General features: G+C 67.0%; 19 protein-coding genes and 1 tRNA gene. 10 read left to right on the top strand and 10 right to left on the bottom strand.

Going from position 1 to position 21,332, the window contains the following annotated elements:
* Nucleotides 1-29 precede the first annotated feature (29 nt).
* Complete coding sequence (locus AB4Y79_RS13530; protein WP_441862643.1) at nucleotides 30-3,536, top strand: bifunctional proline dehydrogenase/L-glutamate gamma-semialdehyde dehydrogenase; 3,507 nt, start codon at nucleotides 30-32, stop codon at nucleotides 3,534-3,536.
* Nucleotides 3,537-3,664: 128 nt separating this feature from the next.
* On the opposite strand, the gene AB4Y79_RS13535 is transcribed toward AB4Y79_RS13530, so the two are convergent.
* On the bottom strand, nucleotides 3,665-3,979 hold the full coding sequence (locus AB4Y79_RS13535) for a hypothetical protein (RefSeq protein ID WP_441862645.1): 315 nt from the start codon (nucleotides 3,977-3,979) through the stop codon (nucleotides 3,665-3,667).
* 167 nt (nucleotides 3,980-4,146) lie between these two features.
* Complete coding sequence (locus AB4Y79_RS13540; protein ID WP_308929481.1) at nucleotides 4,147-5,001, bottom strand: LysR substrate-binding domain-containing protein; 855 nt, start codon at nucleotides 4,999-5,001, stop codon at nucleotides 4,147-4,149.
* 141 nt (nucleotides 5,002-5,142) lie between these two features.
* On the opposite strand from AB4Y79_RS13540, the gene AB4Y79_RS13545 reads away from it, so the two are divergent.
* Nucleotides 5,143-6,522, top strand: a complete 1,380-nt coding sequence (locus AB4Y79_RS13545; RefSeq protein WP_441862648.1) for an MFS transporter — start codon at nucleotides 5,143-5,145, stop codon at nucleotides 6,520-6,522.
* Nucleotides 6,523-6,570: 48 nt separating this feature from the next.
* On the opposite strand, the gene AB4Y79_RS13550 is transcribed toward AB4Y79_RS13545, so the two are convergent.
* The 3 genes from AB4Y79_RS13550 to AB4Y79_RS13560 form a co-directional block, all read right to left on the bottom strand.
* Nucleotides 6,571-7,740: a N(5)-(carboxyethyl)ornithine synthase gene (locus AB4Y79_RS13550; protein WP_441862651.1), complete on the bottom strand. Its 1,170-nt coding sequence runs from the start codon at nucleotides 7,738-7,740 to the stop codon at nucleotides 6,571-6,573.
* Complete coding sequence (locus AB4Y79_RS13555) at nucleotides 7,737-7,877, bottom strand: hypothetical protein (protein WP_441862653.1); 141 nt, start codon at nucleotides 7,875-7,877, stop codon at nucleotides 7,737-7,739. The genes AB4Y79_RS13550 and AB4Y79_RS13555 overlap by 4 nt, the downstream gene beginning before the upstream one ends.
* 103 nt (nucleotides 7,878-7,980) lie before the next feature.
* A tRNA-Gly gene (locus AB4Y79_RS13560) sits at nucleotides 7,981-8,051 on the bottom strand.
* Nucleotides 8,052-8,290: 239 nt separating this feature from the next.
* On the opposite strand from AB4Y79_RS13560, the gene AB4Y79_RS13565 reads away from it, so the two are divergent.
* On the top strand, nucleotides 8,291-8,752 hold the full coding sequence (locus AB4Y79_RS13565; RefSeq protein WP_441862656.1) for an SRPBCC family protein: 462 nt from the start codon (nucleotides 8,291-8,293) through the stop codon (nucleotides 8,750-8,752).
* A gap of 66 nt (nucleotides 8,753-8,818) precedes the next feature.
* Here the strand turns inward: AB4Y79_RS13565 and AB4Y79_RS13570 are convergent, their stop codons facing one another.
* A complete protein-coding gene (locus tag AB4Y79_RS13570) occupies nucleotides 8,819-10,531 on the bottom strand; it encodes a CAP domain-containing protein (RefSeq protein ID WP_441862659.1) in 1,713 nt (570 codons plus the stop codon).
* A 143-nt stretch (nucleotides 10,532-10,674) separates the two neighbouring features.
* Between AB4Y79_RS13570 and dcd the strand changes: the two genes are divergently transcribed.
* A complete protein-coding gene (gene dcd, locus AB4Y79_RS13575; RefSeq protein ID WP_441862661.1) occupies nucleotides 10,675-11,250 on the top strand; it encodes a dCTP deaminase in 576 nt (191 codons plus the stop codon).
* A gap of 57 nt (nucleotides 11,251-11,307) precedes the next feature.
* Here the strand turns inward: dcd and AB4Y79_RS13580 are convergent, their stop codons facing one another.
* The 3 genes from AB4Y79_RS13580 to AB4Y79_RS13590 form a co-directional block, all read right to left on the bottom strand.
* The gene (locus AB4Y79_RS13580; protein ID WP_441862664.1) at nucleotides 11,308-12,489 is read right to left on the bottom strand and encodes a cation:proton antiporter; all 1,182 of its coding nucleotides are present in this window, start codon (nucleotides 12,487-12,489) and stop codon (nucleotides 11,308-11,310) included.
* Nucleotides 12,490-12,494: 5 nt separating this feature from the next.
* Complete coding sequence (locus AB4Y79_RS13585; RefSeq protein ID WP_441862667.1) at nucleotides 12,495-12,977, bottom strand: cation:proton antiporter regulatory subunit; 483 nt, start codon at nucleotides 12,975-12,977, stop codon at nucleotides 12,495-12,497.
* 63 nt (nucleotides 12,978-13,040) lie between these two features.
* A complete protein-coding gene (locus tag AB4Y79_RS13590) occupies nucleotides 13,041-14,444 on the bottom strand; it encodes an MFS transporter (protein ID WP_441862670.1) in 1,404 nt (467 codons plus the stop codon).
* A 197-nt stretch (nucleotides 14,445-14,641) separates the two neighbouring features.
* On the opposite strand from AB4Y79_RS13590, the gene AB4Y79_RS13595 reads away from it, so the two are divergent.
* Genes AB4Y79_RS13595 through mnhG form a run of 6 tightly spaced genes read left to right on the top strand, consistent with a single transcriptional unit; the run spans nucleotide 14,642 to nucleotide 21,007 of the window.
* A complete protein-coding gene (locus AB4Y79_RS13595; protein WP_441862673.1) occupies nucleotides 14,642-17,671 on the top strand; it encodes a Na+/H+ antiporter subunit A in 3,030 nt (1,009 codons plus the stop codon).
* Complete coding sequence (locus AB4Y79_RS13600) at nucleotides 17,668-18,189, top strand: Na(+)/H(+) antiporter subunit C (RefSeq protein WP_441862676.1); 522 nt, start codon at nucleotides 17,668-17,670, stop codon at nucleotides 18,187-18,189. The genes AB4Y79_RS13595 and AB4Y79_RS13600 overlap by 4 nt, the downstream gene beginning before the upstream one ends.
* The gene (locus tag AB4Y79_RS13605; protein ID WP_441862678.1) at nucleotides 18,186-19,787 is read left to right on the top strand and encodes a Na+/H+ antiporter subunit D; all 1,602 of its coding nucleotides are present in this window, start codon (nucleotides 18,186-18,188) and stop codon (nucleotides 19,785-19,787) included. The genes AB4Y79_RS13600 and AB4Y79_RS13605 overlap by 4 nt, the downstream gene beginning before the upstream one ends.
* Nucleotides 19,784-20,329: a Na+/H+ antiporter subunit E gene (locus AB4Y79_RS13610; RefSeq protein WP_441862681.1), complete on the top strand. Its 546-nt coding sequence runs from the start codon at nucleotides 19,784-19,786 to the stop codon at nucleotides 20,327-20,329. The genes AB4Y79_RS13605 and AB4Y79_RS13610 overlap by 4 nt, the downstream gene beginning before the upstream one ends.
* A complete protein-coding gene (locus AB4Y79_RS13615) occupies nucleotides 20,326-20,604 on the top strand; it encodes a monovalent cation/H+ antiporter complex subunit F (protein WP_308929493.1) in 279 nt (92 codons plus the stop codon). Before AB4Y79_RS13610 ends, AB4Y79_RS13615 begins: the two co-directional genes overlap by 4 nt.
* On the top strand, nucleotides 20,594-21,007 hold the full coding sequence (mnhG, locus tag AB4Y79_RS13620) for a monovalent cation/H(+) antiporter subunit G (RefSeq protein ID WP_441862684.1): 414 nt from the start codon (nucleotides 20,594-20,596) through the stop codon (nucleotides 21,005-21,007). Before AB4Y79_RS13615 ends, mnhG begins: the two co-directional genes overlap by 11 nt.
* On the opposite strand, the gene AB4Y79_RS13625 is transcribed toward mnhG, so the two are convergent.
* Nucleotides 21,008-21,271, bottom strand: coding sequence for a DUF4235 domain-containing protein (locus AB4Y79_RS13625; RefSeq protein WP_441862686.1), 264 nt, complete (start codon nucleotides 21,269-21,271; stop codon nucleotides 21,008-21,010).
* Nucleotides 21,272-21,332 lie beyond the last annotated feature (61 nt).

A 21,332-nucleotide genomic window follows, 5' to 3' on the forward strand; every position in this document is an offset into this window, starting at 1 on the left:
TCCCACAGCCAGAAAGATCGGGAAAAATCATGACCCACGTTGCAATGGAACCGGCAGTCGCAGTCGCTGCCACGCCGCAGACGGTCGACGTCGACGTCCGCCAGGCGAAGGCACTCGCCGATGAAGCGGTCACCTTGGTCCGCCGCTGGCTCACGGAGGCGTCGAAGGTCCCCGTCGACGCCTCCGCCCAGCAGTTGGCCGGCGTGCTCAAGGACCCCAACGGCCTGGAGTTCACCGTCGGATTCGTGGACGGCGTGGTCCGGCCCGAGGACCTGAACGTCGCCGCCCGCAACCTGGCCACGCTGGCCCCCAAGGTTCCGGCCTTCCTGCCCTGGTACATGCGCAGCGCTGTGGCGCTCGGCGGCACCATGGCCCCCGTCCTGCCCCAGGTGGTCATCCCGGTGGCCCGCAGGGTCCTGCGCGAAATGGTGGGCCACCTGATCGTTGACGCCACCGACGCCAAGCTTGGCCCCGCCATCGCCAAGATCAAGAAGGACGGCGTCAAGCTCAACGTCAACCTGCTCGGCGAGGCAGTCCTCGGCGAACACGAGGCCACCCGCCGGCTCGAAGGCACCCACACCCTGCTGGCCCGCCCCGACGTCGACTACGTCTCCATCAAGGTCTCCTCCACCGTGGCCCCGCACTCCGCCTGGGCCTTCGACGAAGCAGTGGAACACGTCGTCGAAAAGCTCACCCCGCTGTTCCAGCGCGCCAACTCCTTCGCCGGCCCGGGTACCAGGGCCAAGTTCATCAACCTGGACATGGAAGAGTACAAGGACCTGGACATGACCATCGCGGTCTTCACCAGGATCCTGGACAAGCCCGAGTTCAAGGACCTCGAAGCCGGCATCGTGCTTCAGGCCTACCTCCCGGACGCACTGTCCGCCATGATCCGGCTGCAGGACTGGGCTGCGGAGCGCCGTGCCAACGGCGGCGCCGGCATCAAGGTCCGCGTGGTCAAGGGCGCCAACCTCCCCATGGAGCAGGTGGAATCCTCCCTGCACGACTGGCCGCTGGCCACCTGGGGATCCAAGCAGGATTCGGACACCAGCTACAAGCGGGTCATCAACTATGCGCTGCACCCGGACCGGATCAAGAACATCCGGATCGGCGTGGCCGGCCACAACCTGTTCGACATCGCCTTCGCCTGGCTGCTGGCCAAGCAACGCGGCGTGGAATCCGGCATCGAATTCGAGATGCTGCTGGGCATGGCGCAGGGCCAGGCGGAAGCCGTCAAAAAGGACGTCGGCTCCCTGCTGCTCTACACCCCGGTGGTCCACCCGGCCGAGTTCGACGTCGCCATCGCCTACCTGATCCGCCGCCTCGAAGAGGGCGCCAGCCAGGAAAACTTCATGTCGGCAGTATTCGAGCTCAGCGAAAACGAGGGCCTGTTCGAGCGCGAAAAGCAGCGCTTCCTCGCCTCGCTGGAAGCCCTGGACAACACCGTTCCGCTGCCCAACCGCCGGCAGGACCGGAATCTGGCCCCGGCGGCCTTGCCTCACACCGGCTTCGGAAACACCCCCGATACCGACCCCGCGCTGCCCGCCAACCGCACCTGGGGCCGTGCCATCCTGGAGCGCGTCCCGTCCTCCGCCCTCGGCGACGCCTCGGTGAAGGCCGCCTTCATCAACGACGAAGCCGCGCTCACCACCGCCATCGAAACCGCCATCGAGAAGGGCAAAGCTTGGGGTGCCCTGTCCGGCGACGAGCGTGCGGAGATCCTGCACCGTGCCGGCGACATCCTCGAGGCGCGCCGCGCCGACCTCCTGGAAGTCATGGCCAGCGAAACCGGCAAGACCATCGACCAGGGCGATCCCGAGGTCAGCGAGGCAGTGGACTTCGCGCACTACTACGCCGAGTCCGCACGCCGCCTGGACGCGGTCGACGGCGCCACGTTCGTCCCAGCCAAGCTCACCGTGGTGACCCCGCCGTGGAACTTCCCGGTTGCCATCCCGGCAGGATCCACGCTGGCGGCACTCGCCGCCGGCTCCGCCGTCGTCATCAAACCTGCCAAGCAGGCCGCCCGCAGCGGTGCGGTCATGGTGGAGGCGCTGTGGGAAGCCGGCGTCCCGAAGGACGTCCTGACCATGGTGCAGCTGGGGGAGCGGGAGCTCGGCCGGCAGCTGATCAGCCACCCGGCCGTGGACCGCGTGATCCTCACCGGCGGCTACGAAACCGCCGAACTGTTCAGGTCCTTCCGCAAGGACCTGCCGCTGCTGGCCGAGACCAGCGGCAAGAACGCCATCATCGTCACCCCCAGCGCCGACCTGGACCTGGCAGCCAAGGACGTGGCCTACTCCGCGTTCGGCCACGCCGGCCAAAAATGCTCCGCGGCCTCACTGGTGATCCTGGTGGGCTCCGTGGCCAAGTCCAAGCGGTTCCACAACCAGCTGATCGACGCCGTCACCTCGCTCAAGGTGGGCTACCCCCAGGACCCCACCAGCCAGATGGGCCCCATCATCGAACCCGCCAACGGCAAGCTCCTCAACGCGCTCACCACCCTGGGTGAGGGCGAAGACTGGGCCGTGGAACCGAAGAAGCTGGACCACACCGGACGGCTCTGGAGCCCGGGCGTGCGCTACGGCGTCAAGCGCGGCTCCTACTTCCACCTGACCGAGTTCTTCGGCCCCGTCCTGGGCGTGATGACCGCCGAAACCCTGGAAGAAGCCATCGCCATCCAGAACCAGATCGAGTACGGCCTCACCGCAGGCCTGCACTCGCTCAACTCCGAGGAACTGGGCATCTGGCTGGACACCATCCAGGCCGGCAACCTCTACGTCAACCGCGGCATCACCGGCGCCATCGTGCAGCGCCAGCCGTTCGGCGGCTGGAAGAAATCCGCCGTGGGCGCCGGCACCAAGGCCGGCGGCCCCAACTACCTTGCCGGCCTGGGCGGGTGGGCACCTGCCACCAGTACAGCCACCGCCGCCGTGACGCACGCGGGAGTCCGCCGGATCCTCGACGCGGCCGGCCCCGCCCTGCAGCCCGCAGAGCTTGCGTCTGTCCAGCGTGCCCTGGCCTCCGACGCCGCCGCCTGGGCTGACGAGTTCGGCACGGCCAAGGACGTCTCAGGTTTGAGCGCGGAACGCAACATCTTCCGCTACCGGAACCTCCCCGTCACCATCCGCCTCTCCGAAGGTGCGCCGCTGGCACACCTCGTGCGGACTGTGGCGGCCGGTGTACTGGCGGGCTCGACTCTCACCGTCTCCACCGCCGTCGAACTTCCCGCCCAACTGCGCGCCGTGCTCACCGCACAGGACATCGAGGTGACGGTGGAGTCCGACGCCGGCTGGCTGGCTTCGGCGGGACGGCTCGCCTCCGCGGGCAAGCTGTCCGGTGGCCGCATCCGCCTGATCGGCGGTGACGCCTCCGCGCTGGCCGATGCGACAGGCGGACGGCCCGATCTTGCGGTGTACGCCCACCCGGTCACGGAAGCGGGGCGGGTGGAGCTGCTGCCGTTCCTGCACGAGCAGGCCGTGAGCATCACCGCGCACCGGTTCGGAACCCCTAACCACCTCTCCGATGCCCTGATCTAGGGCCGCCGGCAAAAGACAAGCTCAGCCACCGGCGTGCGGAAGGCCGGGCAGCCACCTGATGGTGACTGCCCGGCCTTCTTGTTGTTCATGTCCGCGCCAGCTGCGCTGCGTGAGACCTGGCCTGTTTTTTACCCCAGGTACCAGCCGGGCGGTGTCCAGGTGACCGGGACGTTGTGGGCCGAGAATTCCTCGCAGTGGGTGCAGGTGTAGGCCACTTCGCCAAGTGCGGCCACGCTGCCATCGCGCCGGTACGTAGGGGGAATATAGGACTCAAGGTAGACAAATTCGTCGGTCCGGCACTTGTCGCATGTGGGCTTTCCGACGTATCCGGTGTCAACGGAGGCCCGTCCGCTGCCGAGGGTGTTCTGGCGGGTGGAAGGCCGTGTTTCGGCGTACGGGCGAGCGTGCGCGGAGTTGAGGCGGGTGTTCCTGGCTGTCGTCATTGGCTGCCTGTCCCAAACGCGGGCCGGCATGCGGAAGCGCGTTTGTGGTGGGTGAACGCGGCCTGCTGCTGGACCTTGGTAATAGAGCATAGGGGATGGAATCTCCCCTATCAATGGACACGGACCCCCTAATCCCGACAAATGCTGGAATTTGGGGAGCCGCGGGGTTAAGTTTGCCGGTTAATGGTCCTGCCGACGATCGATTGGGTGAGGGCGTCGATCACCTCGGAGTTCGCCAATGGGTTGCGGATCAGGGTGAAGTCCACATCCCCCACCGCCGGAAGATCGAAGCGCCGGGTGATGATCTTCAGGTCCTCGGGGACCAGCGACGTCGGCATCACGGCAACGCCGATGCCTGCCCGGACGGCCGCGAGAACTCCGCTGATCTGGCGGGTGGTGCAGGTGATCCGCCAGGTCCGGCCGTGGGCTTCCAGTGCATCGATGGCCAGTTTCCGGCTCAGGCTGGGGGACGGGTAGGCGATCAACGGGACGGGTGTCCCGGGTTCCAGTGCGGTTTGTTCAAGGCCCACCCAGGAGAACGAATCATGCTGGACCACCGTGCCGTCCTTGGCCCCGGCCACCCACTTGACGAAGACCAGGTCCAGCTGGCCGGCGTTGAGTTTGCGGTAGAGCTGGTCGCTTTGCCCCACCGTGAGTTCGAGGTTGATCTGCGGGTAGATTTGCCGGAATTCGCGCAGGATGCGGGGAAGCCCGGTGATGGCGAGATCGTCAGCCGTGCCAAACCGAAGGCGCCCCCGCATTGCGGAGCCCGAAAAGTAGCGCGCGGCGGCATCATGGGCCGCCAGGATATTCCGGGCGAATCCGGCCATGGCGTCGCCGTTGTCGGTGAGCCGCACGTCCCGGGTGTCCCGGGCGATCAAGCTGCGTTTGGCGGCCGTTTCAAGCTTGCGGATGTGCTGGCTGATAGTGGGCTGGGCCAGGCCCAGGCGCTCGGCGGCCTTGGTGAAGCTCAGGGTATCTGCCACCGCCAGGAAGGAGCGCAACTGGGCTGGTTCAAACATTTCGGTACTCCCGCGGCGTTCGGTCTCGGCGACTATTGCGTTTTGCAATACGAGTTATAGGGACCATACCGCTCCATAATTGCCTCCGCCAGCCTAGCGTTAAGGACATCCCAGACCGCCCGCAATTTTGAGGACACACCTGTGGCACCCCCACCGCCTTCGTCGGCCTCCGTCACCCAGCCAGTTATCGACGCGGCGGGCTCAGCGCCGCCGGACAACCAGACCCAGCCGCTCGCCGTCGTCGCTGACAGGCTCCCCTGGCGGCACACTTTCATCTCGCTACGGGTGCCCAACTTCCGGATCTTCGCCGTCGGCCACTTCATCGCAGTCATTGCCATCTGGATGCAGCGCATCGCCCAGGACTGGCTGGTGCTTCAGCTCTCCGGATCGGTGACCGCCGTGGGGTTCACGGTGGCACTGCAGTTCACCCCTTCCCTCCTGCTGGGGCCGTGGGGCGGCATGATCGCCGACCGGTTCGCCAAGCGGAAGATCCTCATCCTGTGCCAGAGCATGGCCGCGATCCTGGCGGCGGCCCTGGCCGTCCTTGCCCTCACGGGCGTGATCATGGTGTGGCACGTTTACGTCATCGCCTTTGTCCTGGGACTGGTGACCGTCCTTGACCAGCCGGCACGCCAGGTGTTCGTCAACGAACTGGTGGGGCCCACGTATTTGCGGAACGCCATCAGCGTCAACTCCACCACCTTCCAGCTGGGCGGCCTGATTGGGCCGGCGATCGCGGGCCTGCTCCTGACGGCAGTAGGGGCGGGCTGGGCTTTCGCCGCCAATGCCCTGGCGTGCTGCTCAACGGTGACCATGCTCCTGGTCCTGCGCAAGGACCAGCTGTACGTCAGCGCCCCGGCACCCAAGACCAAGGGCATGCTCCGCGAGGGGCTGCGCTACGCGCTGAGCAAGCCCACCATTTACTGGCCATGGCTCATGGCCGGGTTCATCTCAGTGTTCGCCATGAGCCTCCCTGTGCTGCTTGCCGCCTTCGCGGACCACGTCTACCAGGTGGGAGCCGGCGGCTATGGACTCCTCAACGCCCTGGTGGCACTCGGTGCCCTGTCCGGCGCCGTGGCGTCCACCCGGCGTCGGCAGCTCCGCCTGCGGTCCGTGGTGTTCTGCGCGGGGATGTATGGCGTGATGCTCTGCCTTGCAACCCTCGCCCCGTCCATGGTGTGGTTCGGGGCCGTGATGGTGCTGTCCGGATTCTGGTGCCTGATGTTCCTCACCGGGTCCAACCAGCTGGTGCAGGTCAGCTCCAACATGGCGATCCGCGGCCGGGTGATGAGCCTGTACATCATGGTGTTGATCGGCGGCCAGGCACTGGGCGGGCCCATGCTGGGCTGGATCGCCGAACACGCGGACCCGCACGCAGCGCTGCTGGTGTCCGGTGGCGTTCCGGCGATGGCGGCCCTGACGGTGGGCGCAGTGCTGGCCCGCAAGGGCGGCCTGCAACTCCGGATGGACCTGAAGTGCCGGCGCCCTCTGAGGATCGTCAGCCGCCACGCCGGCGCCTAGGGAGGTGCGCGGGGAGCAGTGCCCGGGCACTGGTCCCCGGCGCGGTGCCTAGACGGCGGCCAGGTGCAGCGCCTTGTGCGGATACTCCGGGCCGCGCTCCTGGAACTGCAGCACGGCGTCATTCCGGATGACGCCGTCACGGATCTCAATGGCCCGCGCTATGGTTTCGTTGCCTTCCCACGCGGCCGGGCCTCCCATCACGGTGGCGAGGAACGGCTGAAGCGCCTGGCTGAGCTCCCAACTGGAGGAGTTCCAGAGGTAGGAGGGGCTGTGGTCCACCGCGTAGTAGTTGATGTGGTCGCCGACGGTGATCATCGGTGCGGCAAACGTGGTGGAACGGGCCCAGCTGAAACCCATGCCCTCATCGCAGGAAACATCAACGATGAGGCTCCCCGGGCTGAAGGCCGCCAGGTCCTCTGTCCGCAGGTACGTAAGCGGGTTGTTCGGGTCCTGCAGCGTGCAGTTGACCACGATGTCGCTTTCGGCGAGGAACGGTGCCAGCGGAACCCTGCCCCGTTCGGTGATGACCTGGCTCAGGAAGGGGGCCTCGTCGTCGTGGTCGAACTGCACGATGTTCACCGAATGGATGGGGGCGCCCACCGCTGCGACGTTGCGGTTGGTCAGCACCTGGACGTCGTGGATGCCGTGCGCGTTCAGCGCCGTCACAGCCCCGCGGGCTGTGGCGCCGAATCCGATCACGACGGCGCTCAGGCGCCGTCCGTAATCCCCGGTGGAACCGGTCAGCGCAAGCGCATGCAGGACCGAGCCGTAGCCGGCCAGCTCGTTGTTCTTATGGAACACGTGCAGGCCGAACCCGCCGTCGCTGGCCCAATGGTTCATCGCCTCAAACGCGATGAGGGTCAGTTTCTTGTCAATCGCCAGCTGGGTGATGGCGCGGTCCTGGACGCAGTGCGGCCACCCCCAGAGGACCTGCCCGTCACGCATGTCCGCCAGGTCTTCCGGCTGCGGTTTGGGCAGGAGGACGACGTCGGCCGCGGCCAGCAGCTCGTCCCGGGGCGCCATTCGTCCCACCAAAGTGGAGAGATGGCTGTCCGGGACGCCGAAGCGCTCGCCGTAGCCCTGCTCCAGGATGATGCGCCGCCGCAGTGCGGGGGCGATCCGTTCAAAGTGCAGGGGATGGATGGGTACGCGGCGTTCGTCCGGTTTACGCGTGGAGGCCAGGACGCCCAGGCTCAGCTGGGGTTCTTGGCCGCTCACTTCTTCTTTGCGGCCTTGGTGGACGTGATGTCCGGGGAGCTGGCCGGCGCTGCGGCGGCCTTCTTGTCTGCGCGCTTTTCCTTGATGGACTTGCCGGACTTTTTTGATGCACTTTGACGCGGGGACTTGTCAGCCATGATTGCTCCTGTAGCGGAACCGAAAAGGTTCCTGGCTACCGACCCTACACCCCTGCACCTAATGGACGGCGGGGAGATTGCAGTGCGGGGAAGGAGGTTCCAGAGCGGCTGACGGGAATCGAACCCGCGTATCAAGCTTGGGAAGCTAGCGCTCTACCATTGAGCTACAGCCGCAGTGCCGCCACTCGCGCGGGGCAAAACTTAGCTTAGCGCAGATCGGCGGGCTCCCCGCCAACCATGCAAGCGGGCGTTGCGTGTCCCGCAAACCACCTGCGTCATCCAGTAACTCTTCAATAACGCCGGCCCTGCCGGCTAGGTCCCGCGGACGGGCGCTGGCTAACCTGATCCGGGTAGCGGCCACATTGGGGGAGGCAGTTACTGCGGCAGCCGACGTCAACCACAGGAATATCTTCATGGCAATCGCAGAATACGAGGTCCTCATTGGGCGCGACGCCATGGCCGTGTACCAGTACCTCCTTGATGCAACCAACCTGCCCGCCTGGCGGCACGACGTCCGCAGCGTCAAACTCGTGCAAGGACCGGCCGACAGCAGGGGCGCCGTGTACCGCAAAATGGTGGCGGGCCGTTCAGGGCTGAGCATTCCCGCGGAGCTGGAAATCACCAACGTCCGGCCCGGGGCTGAAATCGAGTTCCACATCGTTTCGGGGCCAGCGACCCGCTGGGGCGGGTACTACCTCAGCACCGAAGGCTCCGGGACCCGCGTCCGGTTCGCCATGGAAGCCAAACGCGAGGGCCGGTTCAGCATCCTCAACCGGCTGGGGCTCCTGGACGGGATGCTGCAGCGGCGCGTCAGCTCCGACGTCTCGCAGCTTGAGCGGTTGAAGGACGTCCTGGAACTCCAGCCCGCCGTCTGAAACCCCGGCTGGGCCGGCCGGCCCCAAACATCCCGGGCACTACGGCGCAGGGCCTGCTGAGCGGGCCTACTGCGCCAGCCGCTGCCCGGTCCAGGGCCCGGCAACGTTCGACGGCGACGCGAGGCTTCCGGAGCTCAGGTCCCAGTACTGCACGGTGTCGTTTGCCCGGCGCAGCGCCACCCCCGTGGAGTTCAGCCCCGTGACATTGCGCAGCGCGCGGATCCCGGTGACATCCGTCCAGCCCGTGGCCACGGTAGGCCGTGCCTCAGCGCGAAGCGTGGCGGTTCCCCACCCGCGGTACAGCGTGACGCTGCCGTCGGCCTTCAGGGCAAGAATGTCCTGGAAGCCGTCGGCGTCGTAGTCCACCATGGCCAGCCGGGAGGCGGAAATACCCGTGGCAATGGTGACGCGGTCGGCGATATCGCCGGTGCCCTTGTTGGCGTAGAGGTAGAGGTTCCCGGAGCTGTCGAGGGCCAGGATCTGGGGCATCCGGTTGTTGGCGCACCAGCCTCCCACCGCCAGGGTCAAGGTGCTCCAGCCGCCCGTGCCGAGTGTGATGGGCGCCTGGAATCCGCCGGCGGCGATGCCCCGGTAAAGGGTCAGGTTGCCCGCAGTCCACTGGGCCAGGACATCGTAGGTGCCGTCACGGTCCCAGTCCGTCACGAAGACTTCCTTGGCGCCGGCGAACCCAGAGCCGATCACCCTCGCTGCGGCATAGGTTCGCGGCCCGGTAGATGCCCTGTTCAGCAGTTGCCCTGCCGAGTCGACCGAAACGAGGTCAGCCGGGCCCGTGATCGCGGCGGCGGAGAGGTTCAGGGTGGGCGGCATGTGCCGTGCCGGGGCATCGCACAGGCTCGGCGACGGTGCCGGGAAGGCCCCGCCGGTTCCTGCGCCGCCCGGGGAATCGAGGGTGCCGGCGGGCAGCGTGGTGTAACCGAAGAAGTTCACCACTCCCCAGATCTGGTAGGTGGAGTTGGTGTAGGAGATGCCGGCCCCCATGACGTTGAACCTGGGGTCCAGCAGCATGGCGTTGTGCCCGGGGGAGCCCTTCCACCATTCCACGAGCTGGGCGGCGTCGCGATCGGTGCGGATGGCGATGATCTCACCGGCCCCGTTGTTGGGACTCAGCGCGCGGGGGTCGGTCCAGAAGGAGGCCCGGTGCTCCACCACTTCCCGGGTGGCGATATTGTCCGACCATTCCTGGGACATGCTTGCCACGGTGGGGTGGTACTTCACCTTGTTCAGGCCGTTGGCCACCCGGTACTCGTTGATCTTGGTGAAGACCGTGAGGATCGCTGCCGCATTGCTGTCCGGGACCAGCGCCTCGGTGGACGGAAGCGCGGTGGCGGATTCGGGTGCGGCCAATGGGGCCGGGGCGGGGGTGGCAAGTTCCTGGTCCGGTGCCCACAGCGGAGGTATGGACGGCACGTCGGCCGCCGGCGTCGCCGGGGTGGTGGCACGGAGTGTCTCCGTGGAAGGAGCAGGGGCTGGAGAAGATACCGCAGCCGCTGGTGATGTTGCCGGAGCGGACGTGGCGGTGGGCGCGGGATTGGGCGCAGGCAGCGGCGAAGCGGCCCGGATGTCCGGGTCCACGGCCGGGGTGAGGGCCCCGGTGGCTGCGTCCGCCGGGGCGGACCTGCCGGCGTCGCGCACCAATGGCGCCGCAAGCGTGATGTTCGCCGTGCCCGCAGCGTGGCCGAACGGCGGCGCAGGAGGAGCGGCGGCGGACGATGAAACCAGCGCCAACGCACAGAGCACGCCAATGAAAGACGGTGCCACCAATTTATTCACAACATCCCCAGCTCTGTCATGCCTGCCGGGAGACCATTCCGGCGGCTTTCATTCGCAACATTAGCCCCACGGGGCCACAGCAACAACGGGAAAGTGCGGGTGTGGATAACCGATGCGGTAATTTGGGACCCGTGCTGATCTCTGACCGCGACATTCGTGCCGAAATTGATTCCCAGCGGATCGTGCTGGAACCTTACGACCCCGCGATGGTCCAGCCATCGTCCGTGGATGTCAGGATCGACAAATTCTTCAGGTTGTTCGATAACCACAAGTACGCGCACATCGATCCCGCGCTGGAGCAACCCGAGCTGACGCGGCTGGTGGAAGTGGAGCAGGACGAAGCCTTCATCCTCCACCCCGGTGAGTTCGTCCTGGGGTCAACGTACGAAACCGTCACCCTGCCCGATGACATCGCAGCCCGCCTGGAGGGCAAGTCATCCCTGGGCCGCCTTGGCCTCCTGACGCACTCCACGGCAGGCTTCATCGATCCCGGGTTTTCCGGGCACGTCACGCTTGAGCTGTCCAACATGGCGACGCTGCCCATCAAGCTGTGGCCCGGCATGAAGATCGGCCAGCTCTGCTTCTTCCGGCTCAGTTCCGCTGCGGAATACCCCTACGGCCAGGGGGAGTACGGCAACCGGTACCAGGGCCAGCGCGGTCCAACTGCCAGCCGCAGCCACCTGAACTTCCACCGCACCAGCATCTAAGCACCGGCTGCCAGCCCGGGCGCTGCGGCAACCCAGGACTCGGCGCCGGCGGCAACCCTAGACCTGGGGCGCGACGGCGGGCCGCCGGATGGCCGCCTTGGCCAGTGGTTCAACATAGCGTGCAGCCAACGGGCCCAGCACCGCCATCAGCAGCACATAGGCCGTTGCCAGCGCCGCCAGCTGGTGCGGAACCGCTCCGGAAGCGACCGCCAGGCCCGCGATCACGATGGAGAATTCGCCGCGCGCGATCAGGGCGGCGCCGGCGCGGAAGCGGCCCGGACGGGCGATTCCGGCGCGTTTCGCCGCCCAGATACCGGTGAGCATCTTGGTGGCGGCGGTGGCTGCCGCCAGGACCAGCGCCCAGCCCAGGACCGGCGGGATGGACGTGGGGTCTGTATTGAGCCCGAACGCCACGAAGAAGATGGCGGCGAAGAGGTCACGCAGCGGTTCGAGGATGCGGGTGGCGCTGTGGGCAGTGGCGCCGGAGATGGCGATGCCCAGCATGAAGGCGCCCACCGCCGCGGACACCTGCATGGCCGACGCCGCGCCGGCCACCAGCAACGCAGCACCCAGGACGTTGAGCAGGAAGACCTCAGAGTTCTCGCTGTGGACGGCCTTGGAGACATGGTGCCCGTGCCGCAACGCCACCATCAGCACCAGGCTCACCACCGCCAGGGCGATGCCCACCGTGGTGAGCCCGCCCAGGAAGCTCACGCCGGCGAGCGTGGCCGTGAGGATGGGCAGGTAGACGGCCATGGCCAGGTCCTCGAACACCAGGATGGACAGCACCACCGGGGTTTCGCGGTTTCCGAGCCGGCCCAGGTCTGTAATGACTTTGGCGGCAATGCCGGACGAGGAAATGTAGGTGACGCCGCCCATGACCATGGCCCCCACGCCGCCCCAGCCCAGCAGCAGCGCGAGGCCGGCCCCGGGCAGGAAGTTCAGGACGAGGTCCAGGACACCGGCCTGCCACGAACGGCGCAGCCCGGTGAACAGCTCGGCCGCCGTATATTCCAGTCCGAGCATAAGCAGCAGGAGGATGACGCCGATCTCGCCGGAGAGGTGTGCGAACTCGTGCATCCCTTCAAGCTTGACAATGCCGCCCGCCCCGAAAGCGAGCCCTCCCAGCAGGTAGAACGGGATAGGGGACATTCCAATCCGGCCGGCCAGCCTGGCCAGCAGGCCGAGGCAGAACACGACGGCCCCCAGCTCAATGAGGGTCTGGGCCAGCGGGTCCATTCGACTTAGCCGTGGCGCAGGATATTGGCCGCGGAGTCCAGGCCCTCCTGGGTGCCCACTGCCACCAGCAGGTCACCGGCGTGGAGGACGACGTCGGGCCCGGGCGAGGGCAGCACCTCACCCTCGCGCATGATGGCCACGATGGAAACGCCGCACCGAGTGCGGATGCACGCTTTGCCCATGGGCTGGCCCTGGAACGGGGAGTCCGCCGCAATGGAGAACTGGCGGGTGACGATACCGGGGACGTCCTTATGCTCTTCGGCGAGCTTCATGGCCAGGTGGGTGCCCCCCAACAGGTTGCCCAGGGTGGCGGCTTCATCGCTGGTGAGCGGAATCGAGGCCTGGCAGGTATCGGGATCGTCCCAGGTGGAAACGATAAGCTCGGTCTGGCCTTCGCGCAGCTCTACGACGCCTATGCGGCGTCCCGAGGCGGTCATGAAATCCCTCCGGCGGCCCAGGCCGGGCAGGTTGGTTTCGTCCACGTTCATGGTTCCAGCCTAGTCTGCCTGGCGAGACTTGGCCCGGGCTCCGGCGGGGTGCCGGCCGCCGTGTCAGGCGGCGGGGACCACGACGATGGGAGCCTTGTCCGGAGACTTCACCGGCAGCAGGACCAGGAGCCCGGCCAGGAGCACCACCATGATGCCCAGGATGCCCCAGCGCTGCGCCTGCCCTGCTGGTACCAGCGGGGTGGCCACCGTGATGCAAAGGGTGAACAGGGCGGGTGCCAGGAAGCTGACCGCGCGTCCGGTGGTGGCATACAGGCCGAAGAGCTCTCCCGATTCCCCGTGCGGTGCCAGCCGGGCCAGGTAGGCGCGGGACGATGACTGGGCCGGCCCCACGAACAGGCAGAGGAAAAGCCCGAACACCCAGAACGTGGTGCTCCCGGCCCAATCCATGCCGAAGAAGGAATAGCTTCCGTTGCCCAGGACCAGGATGGCGGTCCCGGCGGTCAGGAGCCCCACCAGGGAACCGGTGATGACGGCCTTGGGGCCAACCTTGTCGTCCAGGAAACCACCAATCACGGCGCCGATGGCCGCCACCACGTTCCCGAAGATGGCGAAGAAGATGACCTGGGACAGGGCGAATCCGAAGGTGCCGGCAGCGATGATGCCGCCAAAGGTGAAGACGGCGGCGAGGCCGTCCCGGAAGACGGCACTGGCGAGCAGGAAGTAGATGGTGTGCGGGCTGGTGGCGTAGATGGCCTTGATGCGCCGGAGCAGCAGTCCGTAGCTGGCCAGGAAGCCCAGGCGGGCGGCCTGCGTGGTGCGGGGCAGTTCAGGGACGGCGAACAGGACCGGGAGGGCGAAGACGAAGAACCAGAGTGCGGAGAAGACGGCCACCAGCCGGATGTTGAGGCTGTCCGTGGTGGACGCGCCGAACCAGTCGAAAGCCGGTTGGACGAACAGTTGCAGGACGATCAGGAGGGCCACGATTCCGCCGAGGTAGCCCGCGCCCCAGCCGAACCCGCTGACCTTCCCGATGTTCTGCGGCGTGGAGACCTGGGCAAGCATGGCGTTGTAGTTAACCCCGGCGAATTCGAAGAACACATTGCCCAGGGCGATCAGGCAGGCACCGAGGAGCAGGAATTCCGGGTGCGGAAACACGAAGAAACACAGGGCGGTGAGGATGGCGACGGCGGCCGAGTTCACTCCCAGCCACAGCTTGCGGCGGCCGCCCGCATCAGAGCGCTGGCCGGTGACCGGCGCCAGGAGTGCGATGGCCAGCCCGGCAACGGCCAGTGCGGCGCCCAGGACCGCGGATGCGCTGTCCTCCCCGCCGAAGGCATTGGAGGTCAGGTAGACGGTGAACACGAACGTGGTCATGACCGCGTTGAAGGCTGCCGAACCCCAGTCCCACGAGGCCCACGCCAGGATGCGGCGCTTGCTGGAGGTCCGGGTCCCGGTTTCGAGTTCCGAGGCAGGCCGCATTGCCCCCTGAGCGCTGGCGCTGTTCATACGTTGAATCGTATCCGCCCGTGGCGAACATCCGGCGGAGCACAGGCCCCTGACGTCGGGGAATTCGCCTTCCGGGCCCGCGCGGACCAGAAAAGCTGGTGCGGGGGCCTTGATAAACTGAAGCCTCCCGGATCTAACTACTTTTGCCGCCTGCTCCAACTTTTGACAATCGAATCCCTGACGTTGCGGAGATACCAGTGATAACAGTCCTTGCCGTGCACTTTTCGGTGGCTGTCCTGGCGCCTTTCCTCTTCAGGGCCTGGGGCCGGAATGCGTTCTACGCGCTGGCGGCCGTTCCGGCTGTTTCCTTCGTCTGGCTGGTCTCCCAGTACGGTTCCGTCTACTCCGGCCCGGGTGCGGTAGCGGAAGTTTTCGAATGGATTCCAGGCCTCCATCTCGAGTTTGCCTTCCGGATGGACGCGCTGGCCTGGGTGATGTCCCTGCTGGTGCTCGGCGTCGGTTCGCTGGTGCTGCTCTATTGCGCCCGGTACTTCAAGCGGAAGGACCAGGACCTCGGTGGCTTCGGCGCGCAGCTGCTGGCGTTCGCCGGCGCCATGTTCGGGCTGGTGCTTGCCGATGACCTGTTGCTGCTGTTCATCTTCTGGGAACTCACCACCATCCTGTCCTACCTCCTGATCGGGTTTGCCCGGACCCGGCTCGCGGCCCGCCGGTCCGCCCTGCAGGCCCTGATGGTCACCACGGCCGGTGGCCTGGCCATGCTGGTGGGCCTGATCATGCTGGGCTACACCGCAGGCACTTACCGCGTCTCCAGCATCCTGGAGCAGGCGGCCGCCCTGGTCTCCGGACCCTCGGGCGCCACGGTGAGTGCCGCCGTCGTACTCATCCTGGTGGGTGCCATCACCAAGTCCGCGCTGGTCCCGTTCCACTTCTGGCTCCCCGGCGCCATGGCTGCCCCCACCCCCGTCAGCGCGTATCTGCATGCCGCGGCGATGGTCAAGGCGGGAATCTACCTGGTGGCCAGGCTGGCCCCGGGCTTCGCCGGGACGGCGTACTGGCAGCCTGTGGTCCTGGGCCTGGGCCTGGCCACCATGCTGGTGGGCGGCTACCGGGCGCTCCGGCAGTCCGACATCAAGCTGATCCTCGCCTACGGCACCGTCAGCCAGCTGGGCTTCCTCACCATGGTGGTGGGCCTGGGAACGCCGGACGCCGCCCTGGCCGGCCTGGCGATGCTGCTGGCCCACGGCCTGTTCAAGGCCACGCTCTTCCTGGTGGTAGGCATCATCGACCACCAGTCCGGGACCCGCGATGTCCGGGAACTCTCCGGCGTCTTCCGGTCCTCCCGCGCATTGGGCATCGTGGCAGGCATCGGCGCCGCATCCATGGCAGGCGTGCCGCTGCTGGCCGGGTTCGTTGCCAAGGAATCTGTGCTTGAAGCGTTCGTGCACCACGCCACCGGCCCGCACGCCGGCCCCTGGGGCATGGTGGTCCTGGCAGGCCTGGTGGCGGGATCCATCCTTACCTTCGCCTACAGCGCCAGGTTCATGTGGGGCGCCTTCGCGGCCAAGCCCGGCGTGGAACCCACCCCGTTCAAAGCCGTCAGGCCCTCCTTCCTTGCCGCCCCCGCGGTCCTGAGCCTCCTGACCGTCGCCTACGGGCTCTGGCCGGTTCCGGTGGATGCCTGGATCCAGCCCTATGCTGCGCTGTTCGCGTCCACAGTGCCCGACGCCGGGACGCCGGCCGGGCAGGCCGGCCACCTCGCGCTGTGGCACGGTTTCACCCCCGCGCTGGGGCTGACGGCCGTCACTTTCGTGCTGGGCGCGGCCATGTACTCCGGGCGCAATGCCGTGGCCCGCGCCCAGTCCCTGGTCCCCGCCTGGGTGGACGGCGACCGGGCCTACCAGCTGACCATCGGGGCCCTGGACGACGCCGCCGTCTGGATCACGGGCCGGACCCAGCGCGGTTCCCTCTACTTCTACCTTGCCGTGATCCTCAGCGTCGCGTTCGTCCTGCCGCTCACCGCCATCCTGCTCAGCGGCAATGCCCTGCCGCAGGACATCTACCTCGTGGATCCGCACTCCCCGCTGCAGCTCGTGGCCGGGGTGGGCATCGTGATTGGCGCCCTCGCCGCCGTCAAGGCCAACAAGCGCTTCCTGGCGGTGCTGATGGTCTCCGTCACCGGATACGGCATCGCCCTCATGTTTGCCCTGCAGGGAGCTCCCGACCTTGCCCTCACGCAGATGCTCGTGGAAACCATCATCCTGGTGGCGTTCGTCCTGGCCATGCGCAGCCTTCCCCCGGAGCTGCGGGACCGCACCGGTGGAAAGTACCGGGTGGTGCGCGTCATCATCGGGTTGGGATTCGGCGTGACCATGGTGTTCGCGGCGATCTTCGCCATGGGAGCCAGGACCGCCATCCCGGTATCCCTGCAATTTCCGCAGCTTGCCTACGAGGGCGGCGGCGGCCTGAATGTGGTCAACGTGACGCTCGTGGACATCCGCGCCTGGGACACGTTCGGTGAGATCAGTGTCCTTGCCCTGGCCGCCACCGGCGTGGCCAGCCTGATTTTCGTGCGCGGCCGCGGAGACCGTTTGCAACGGTCCGCCTCCGTTGCCGAGGGCACGGTGGGCCGCTACCACGGCGTGGACCCCGGCTCCCGTGACGGCGCGGCGCTGGCCATCAGCCGGAAGTTCGCCGCTTCCGCCCGGGACGCCTGGATCGTGGCTGGCAGGACCCTCGCCCCGGAACGCCGCTCCATCATCTTCGAAGTGGTCACCCGCCTGATCTTCCACTCGATGATTATCTTCTCGCTCTACCTGCTGCTGGCAGGCCACAACCTGCCCGGCGGCGGTTTCGCCGGAGGCCTCACCGCCGGCCTGGCCCTGACCATCCGCTACCTCGCCGGCGGGCGGTTCGAGCTGCGGGAAGCCGCACCGCTCAGCGCCGGTGCATTGCTGGGCGCCGGCCTTGCCCTGGCCGCTGCCTCGGGCGTGACGCCCCTGCTGCTGGGCGGCCAGGTGTTCCAGTCGGCCATCATCGGGGTGTGGCTGCCCGTGTTTGGCGACATCAAGTTCGTCACCTCCACAATTTTCGATATCGGCGTGTACGTCGTGGTGGTGGGCCTGGTGCTGGACGTGCTGCGCAGCCTCGGCGCCGAGATCGATGAACACATGGAGGAGCGGTCCGCGGCAGCCGGGCCCGAACCGGCACAGCAGGACCAGGAACCGGACCGTATTCCTGCCGGGACCACCGCAAAGGGCAACGCATGAGCGTCAACCTGACCCTGCTGATCGTCATGGGCGCCCTGTATGCCTGCGGCATCTACCTCATCCTCGAACGCAGCCTGACACGCGTCCTGCTGGGACTGATGCTGCTGGCCAACGCCACCAACCTGCTGATCCTGTCCACCGGCGGATACGCCGGCCTGGCCCCGTTCTTCACCAAGGACACGCCCGCCGCCGATTACAACGACCCCCTGCCGCAAGCCCTGATCCTGACATCGATCGTGATCTCCTTCGCCGTCACCGCGTTCATGCTGGGCATCATCTACCGCACGTGGGTGCTGGCACGCCAGGACGACATCCAGGACGACGTGGAGGACCTCCGGGTGGCGGAAACCCCCAGCTTCGACGCGGAGGACGACGCCGAAATCCCTGCTGAAACATCCGAGTTCCCGCTCACCACCATCACGGCGGGAGGCCGGGAAATGCCGGCCGAACACGCAGCCGCGGAGGAAAAACCGGGCTCTCTCAACATTGAACCCGGCCCGGAAGGCGGCAAAAAGTGAACATCGCCAGCCTGGCCCCGCTCGCCGTCGTCCTTCCCATCCTGGGCGCCGCCCTGACCTTCCTGCTGATCCGGCACTCCCGGGCCCAACGGACGGTAAGCATCGGACTGTTGTCGCTGACCCTGGCGCTCGAATGCCTCCTGCTGGCATCCGCGTGGAGCAGCGGGACCGCAGCGGTGACCATCGGCGGCTGGCTGCCGCCCTGGGGCATTGTGATGGTGGTGGACCAGTTCTCGTCACTGATGCTGGTGGTCTCCTCGGCCGTGAGCCTGGCCGTGCTGGTGTACGCCACCGGGCAGGGCATGGCCGACGGCGACGAGGACGCCCCGGTCTCGATCTTCCACCCCACCTACCTGATCCTGGTGGCAGGGGTGTCCAACGCGTTCCTCTCCGGTGACCTCTTCAACCTTTACGTCGGCTTCGAGATCCTCCTGACCGCAAGCTACGTGCTGATGACCCTCGGCGGCACCGGGCCCCGCATCCGGGCCGGCGTCACCTACGTGGTGGTGTCCGTGGTGTCCTCGGTGCTGTTCCTGATCGCTATCGCCATGGTGTACGGCGCAACCGGCACCGTGAACATGGCGGACCTCGCCCTCAAGCTGGGCGACCTGGACCAAGGCACCAGGACCCTGCTGCATGTCATGCTGCTGGTGGCATTCGGCATCAAGGCCGCCGTCTTCCCCCTGTCCTTCTGGCTCCCCGACTCCTACCCAACGGCGCCGGCACCCGTCACCGCTGTGTTCGCCGGCTTGTTGACCAAGGTGGGCGTGTATGCGATGGTCAGGACCGAGACGCTCCTGTTCCCCGGCGACACCCTGAACACGCCCCTGATGGTGGTGGCGCTGCTGACCATGGTGGTGGGCATCCTTGGTGCGCTGGCGCAAAGCGACATCAAGCGTCTGCTCTCGTTCACCCTGGTCAGCCACATCGGGTACATGGTGTTCGGGCTGGCCATGTCCTCCGTGGCCGGGCTGGCGGCGGCGGTCTTCTACGTGGCGCACCACATCACCATCCAGACCAGCCTCTTCATGGTGACCGGCCTTATTGAACGCCGCGGCGGCAGCTCATCGGTTGACCGGCTGGGCGGCCTGGCCAAGCTCTCACCCATGCTTGCGCTGCTGTTCTTCATCCCGGGCATGAACCTGGCCGGCATCCCGCCCTTCTCCGGGTTCCTGGGCAAGGTGGGCCTGCTCCAGGCCGGCGTTGAGCTGGGCACCCCTTTGGCCTATGCGCTGGTGACCGGCGGGGTGCTGACCAGCCTCCTGACGCTGCTGGCGATCGCCCGCGTCTGGAACCGCGCGTTCTGGCGGAAGCCGGAGGACGCCGAACATCCGGACCCGGTGCTCCTGGCCGGCCCCTCGGGGCGCGCCGCCGGGCCGGGTGCCAAACTCAACACCGTCACGCTCCTGCCGCGCACCATGGTTGGCTCAACCCTGGGCCTGGTGGTCCTCGGGGTCGCCCTCACAGTGTTCGCCGGGCCGCTGTTCGGGCTCTCCGGCCAGGCCGCGCGGGACATGCTTGACCGGGCGCCGTATATCCAGTCGGTCCTCGGCGAAAATACCGCCGTCCCGGCCACCATAACGGGAGGAGGACGATGAGCCGCAAACGGATTTCGCTGCGCCAGGAGCTTCCGCTGCTGGTGTGGCTGGTGATTGTGTGGGGCGCCCTGTGGCAGGACTTCAGCCCCGGAAACCTGCTCTTCGGCGCGCTGCTGGCGGTGGGCGTTGCCCGGTTGTTCTACCTTCCGCCGGTGGAGCTCAGCGGCCGGTTCAACATCCTGTACGCCGTACCCTTCGCCTTGGCCTTCCTGGGGAAGGTGGTGGTGGCCAGCGGCCAGGTCCTGTACCTGGCGACCGTCCGGGGACCCAGGGTGACCAACGCCGTCGTCGCGGTAAAGCTCCGCAGCCACCAGGACCTGATCGTCACCGCCACCGGGCACGTGATCTCCCTGATCCCAGGCTCCCTGGTGGTGGAGGTGGACCGGCCGGCCTCCACCCTGTACCTGCATGCACTCAACATCACCTCGAAGCAGGACATCGAGGGCCTGCGGAACGAGGTACGGTCCATCGAGGCCGGCCTGATCCGCATCATGGGCTCTGTCGAAGAACTTGAAGCCGTCCGAATGGAGGCATCCGCATGATGCCCGTTGTCCTGGCGGTCACGGCCGTCATTTTCTCGCTGGCCGCCGGCGGGGCCATCATCCGGATTGCCCGCGGCCCTTCGCTTCTGGACCGGGTCCTCGCGGCCGACGTCCTGCTGGCCATCCTGGGCGGGGCCCTGTGCGTGGACATGGCGGTGAACCGGCACCTGAACAACCTGATGCTGGTGGTGGCCATTTCCATCATCGGGTTCATCGGGTCAGTGACGGTGGCCCGGTTCGTCGCAGACCGGAGGGTGAACCCGAATGAATCCTGACGTCTCCGGCGCCGATGCGTGGATTGACCTTGCCTCCGCCGTGTTCATGGTGGTGGGCGCGCTTCTGTCGCTGGGCGCAGCGATCGGGCTGCTCCGCTTTCCCGACCTGATGAGCCGCATGCACGCCGCCACCAAGCCGCAGGTCCTGGGCCTGTTCCTGCTGCTGGCAGCCATTGGACTCCAGATGCGGACATGGTGGGTCTGGCCGGTGCTGGTGGTGGCCTGGATCTTCCAGCTGCTTACGGTGCCCGTGTCCGCGCACATGGTAGGCCGGGCCGGCTACCGCACCAAGCACCTGCACAGGGAACTGCTTGCCGCGGATGAGCTTGAAGCCGTGGTGCAAAAAGCCGCCGCCGAGGCTGCCCGGACGGACAACCGCGACGACGGCGAAACCCGCCAGTAGCTAGACGATGTCCTGCGACTTGGCGAACCGGGTGATGGCGCGCTGGGTGCCCCGGTTGGCCAGGACCTGGATGATCGCGCTGACCGAGGCGGAGATCAGCGCGAACGTCAGCGCCGAACGGAGGCTGGTGGGCACGTCCTCGTTCTTGCCGGTTGGCGGCTTCTGTCCGGTGGTCTTCTCCCAGATGGCGTTGACGAGCTTGGTGCCGACCAAGCCTGCGCCCAGGCTCACCCCGGTCCCGAGCAGCTTGATGAAAAGGTTCATTCCTGTTACTCCTTGCGGGCGGAAAGCGGACTTCCTCCAGCCTAGCCGTACACCCGGGCTG

The organism is Pseudarthrobacter sp. YAF2 (assembly GCF_052113345.1).
Classification (GTDB): domain Bacteria; phylum Actinomycetota; class Actinomycetes; order Actinomycetales; family Micrococcaceae; genus Arthrobacter.

Excerpts from the sequence above, each read along its gene's own strand:
- AB4Y79_RS13590 (WP_441862670.1), bottom strand. The coding sequence starts at position 14,444 with ATGAACAGCGCCAGCGCTCAGGGGGCAATGCGGCCTGCCTCGGAACTC.
- AB4Y79_RS13585 (WP_441862667.1), bottom strand. The coding sequence starts at position 12,977 with ATGAACGTGGACGAAACCAACCTGCCCGGCCTGGGCCGCCGGAGGGAT.
- AB4Y79_RS13565 (WP_441862656.1), top strand. The coding sequence starts at position 8,291 with ATGGCAATCGCAGAATACGAGGTCCTCATTGGGCGCGACGCCATGGCC.
- AB4Y79_RS13580 (WP_441862664.1), bottom strand. The coding sequence starts at position 12,489 with ATGGACCCGCTGGCCCAGACCCTCATTGAGCTGGGGGCCGTCGTGTTC.
- AB4Y79_RS13625 (WP_441862686.1), bottom strand. The coding sequence starts at position 21,271 with ATGAACCTTTTCATCAAGCTGCTCGGGACCGGGGTGAGCCTGGGCGCA.
- AB4Y79_RS13540 (WP_308929481.1), bottom strand. The coding sequence starts at position 5,001 with ATGTTTGAACCAGCCCAGTTGCGCTCCTTCCTGGCGGTGGCAGATACC.
- AB4Y79_RS13530 (WP_441862643.1), top strand. The coding sequence starts at position 30 with ATGACCCACGTTGCAATGGAACCGGCAGTCGCAGTCGCTGCCACGCCG.
- AB4Y79_RS13600 (WP_441862676.1), top strand. The coding sequence starts at position 17,668 with ATGAGCGTCAACCTGACCCTGCTGATCGTCATGGGCGCCCTGTATGCC.
- AB4Y79_RS13535 (WP_441862645.1), bottom strand. The coding sequence starts at position 3,979 with ATGACGACAGCCAGGAACACCCGCCTCAACTCCGCGCACGCTCGCCCG.
- AB4Y79_RS13615 (WP_308929493.1), top strand. The coding sequence starts at position 20,326 with ATGATGCCCGTTGTCCTGGCGGTCACGGCCGTCATTTTCTCGCTGGCC.
- AB4Y79_RS13610 (WP_441862681.1), top strand. The coding sequence starts at position 19,784 with ATGAGCCGCAAACGGATTTCGCTGCGCCAGGAGCTTCCGCTGCTGGTG.
- mnhG (WP_441862684.1), top strand. The coding sequence starts at position 20,594 with ATGAATCCTGACGTCTCCGGCGCCGATGCGTGGATTGACCTTGCCTCC.
- AB4Y79_RS13555 (WP_441862653.1), bottom strand. The coding sequence starts at position 7,877 with ATGGCTGACAAGTCCCCGCGTCAAAGTGCATCAAAAAAGTCCGGCAAG.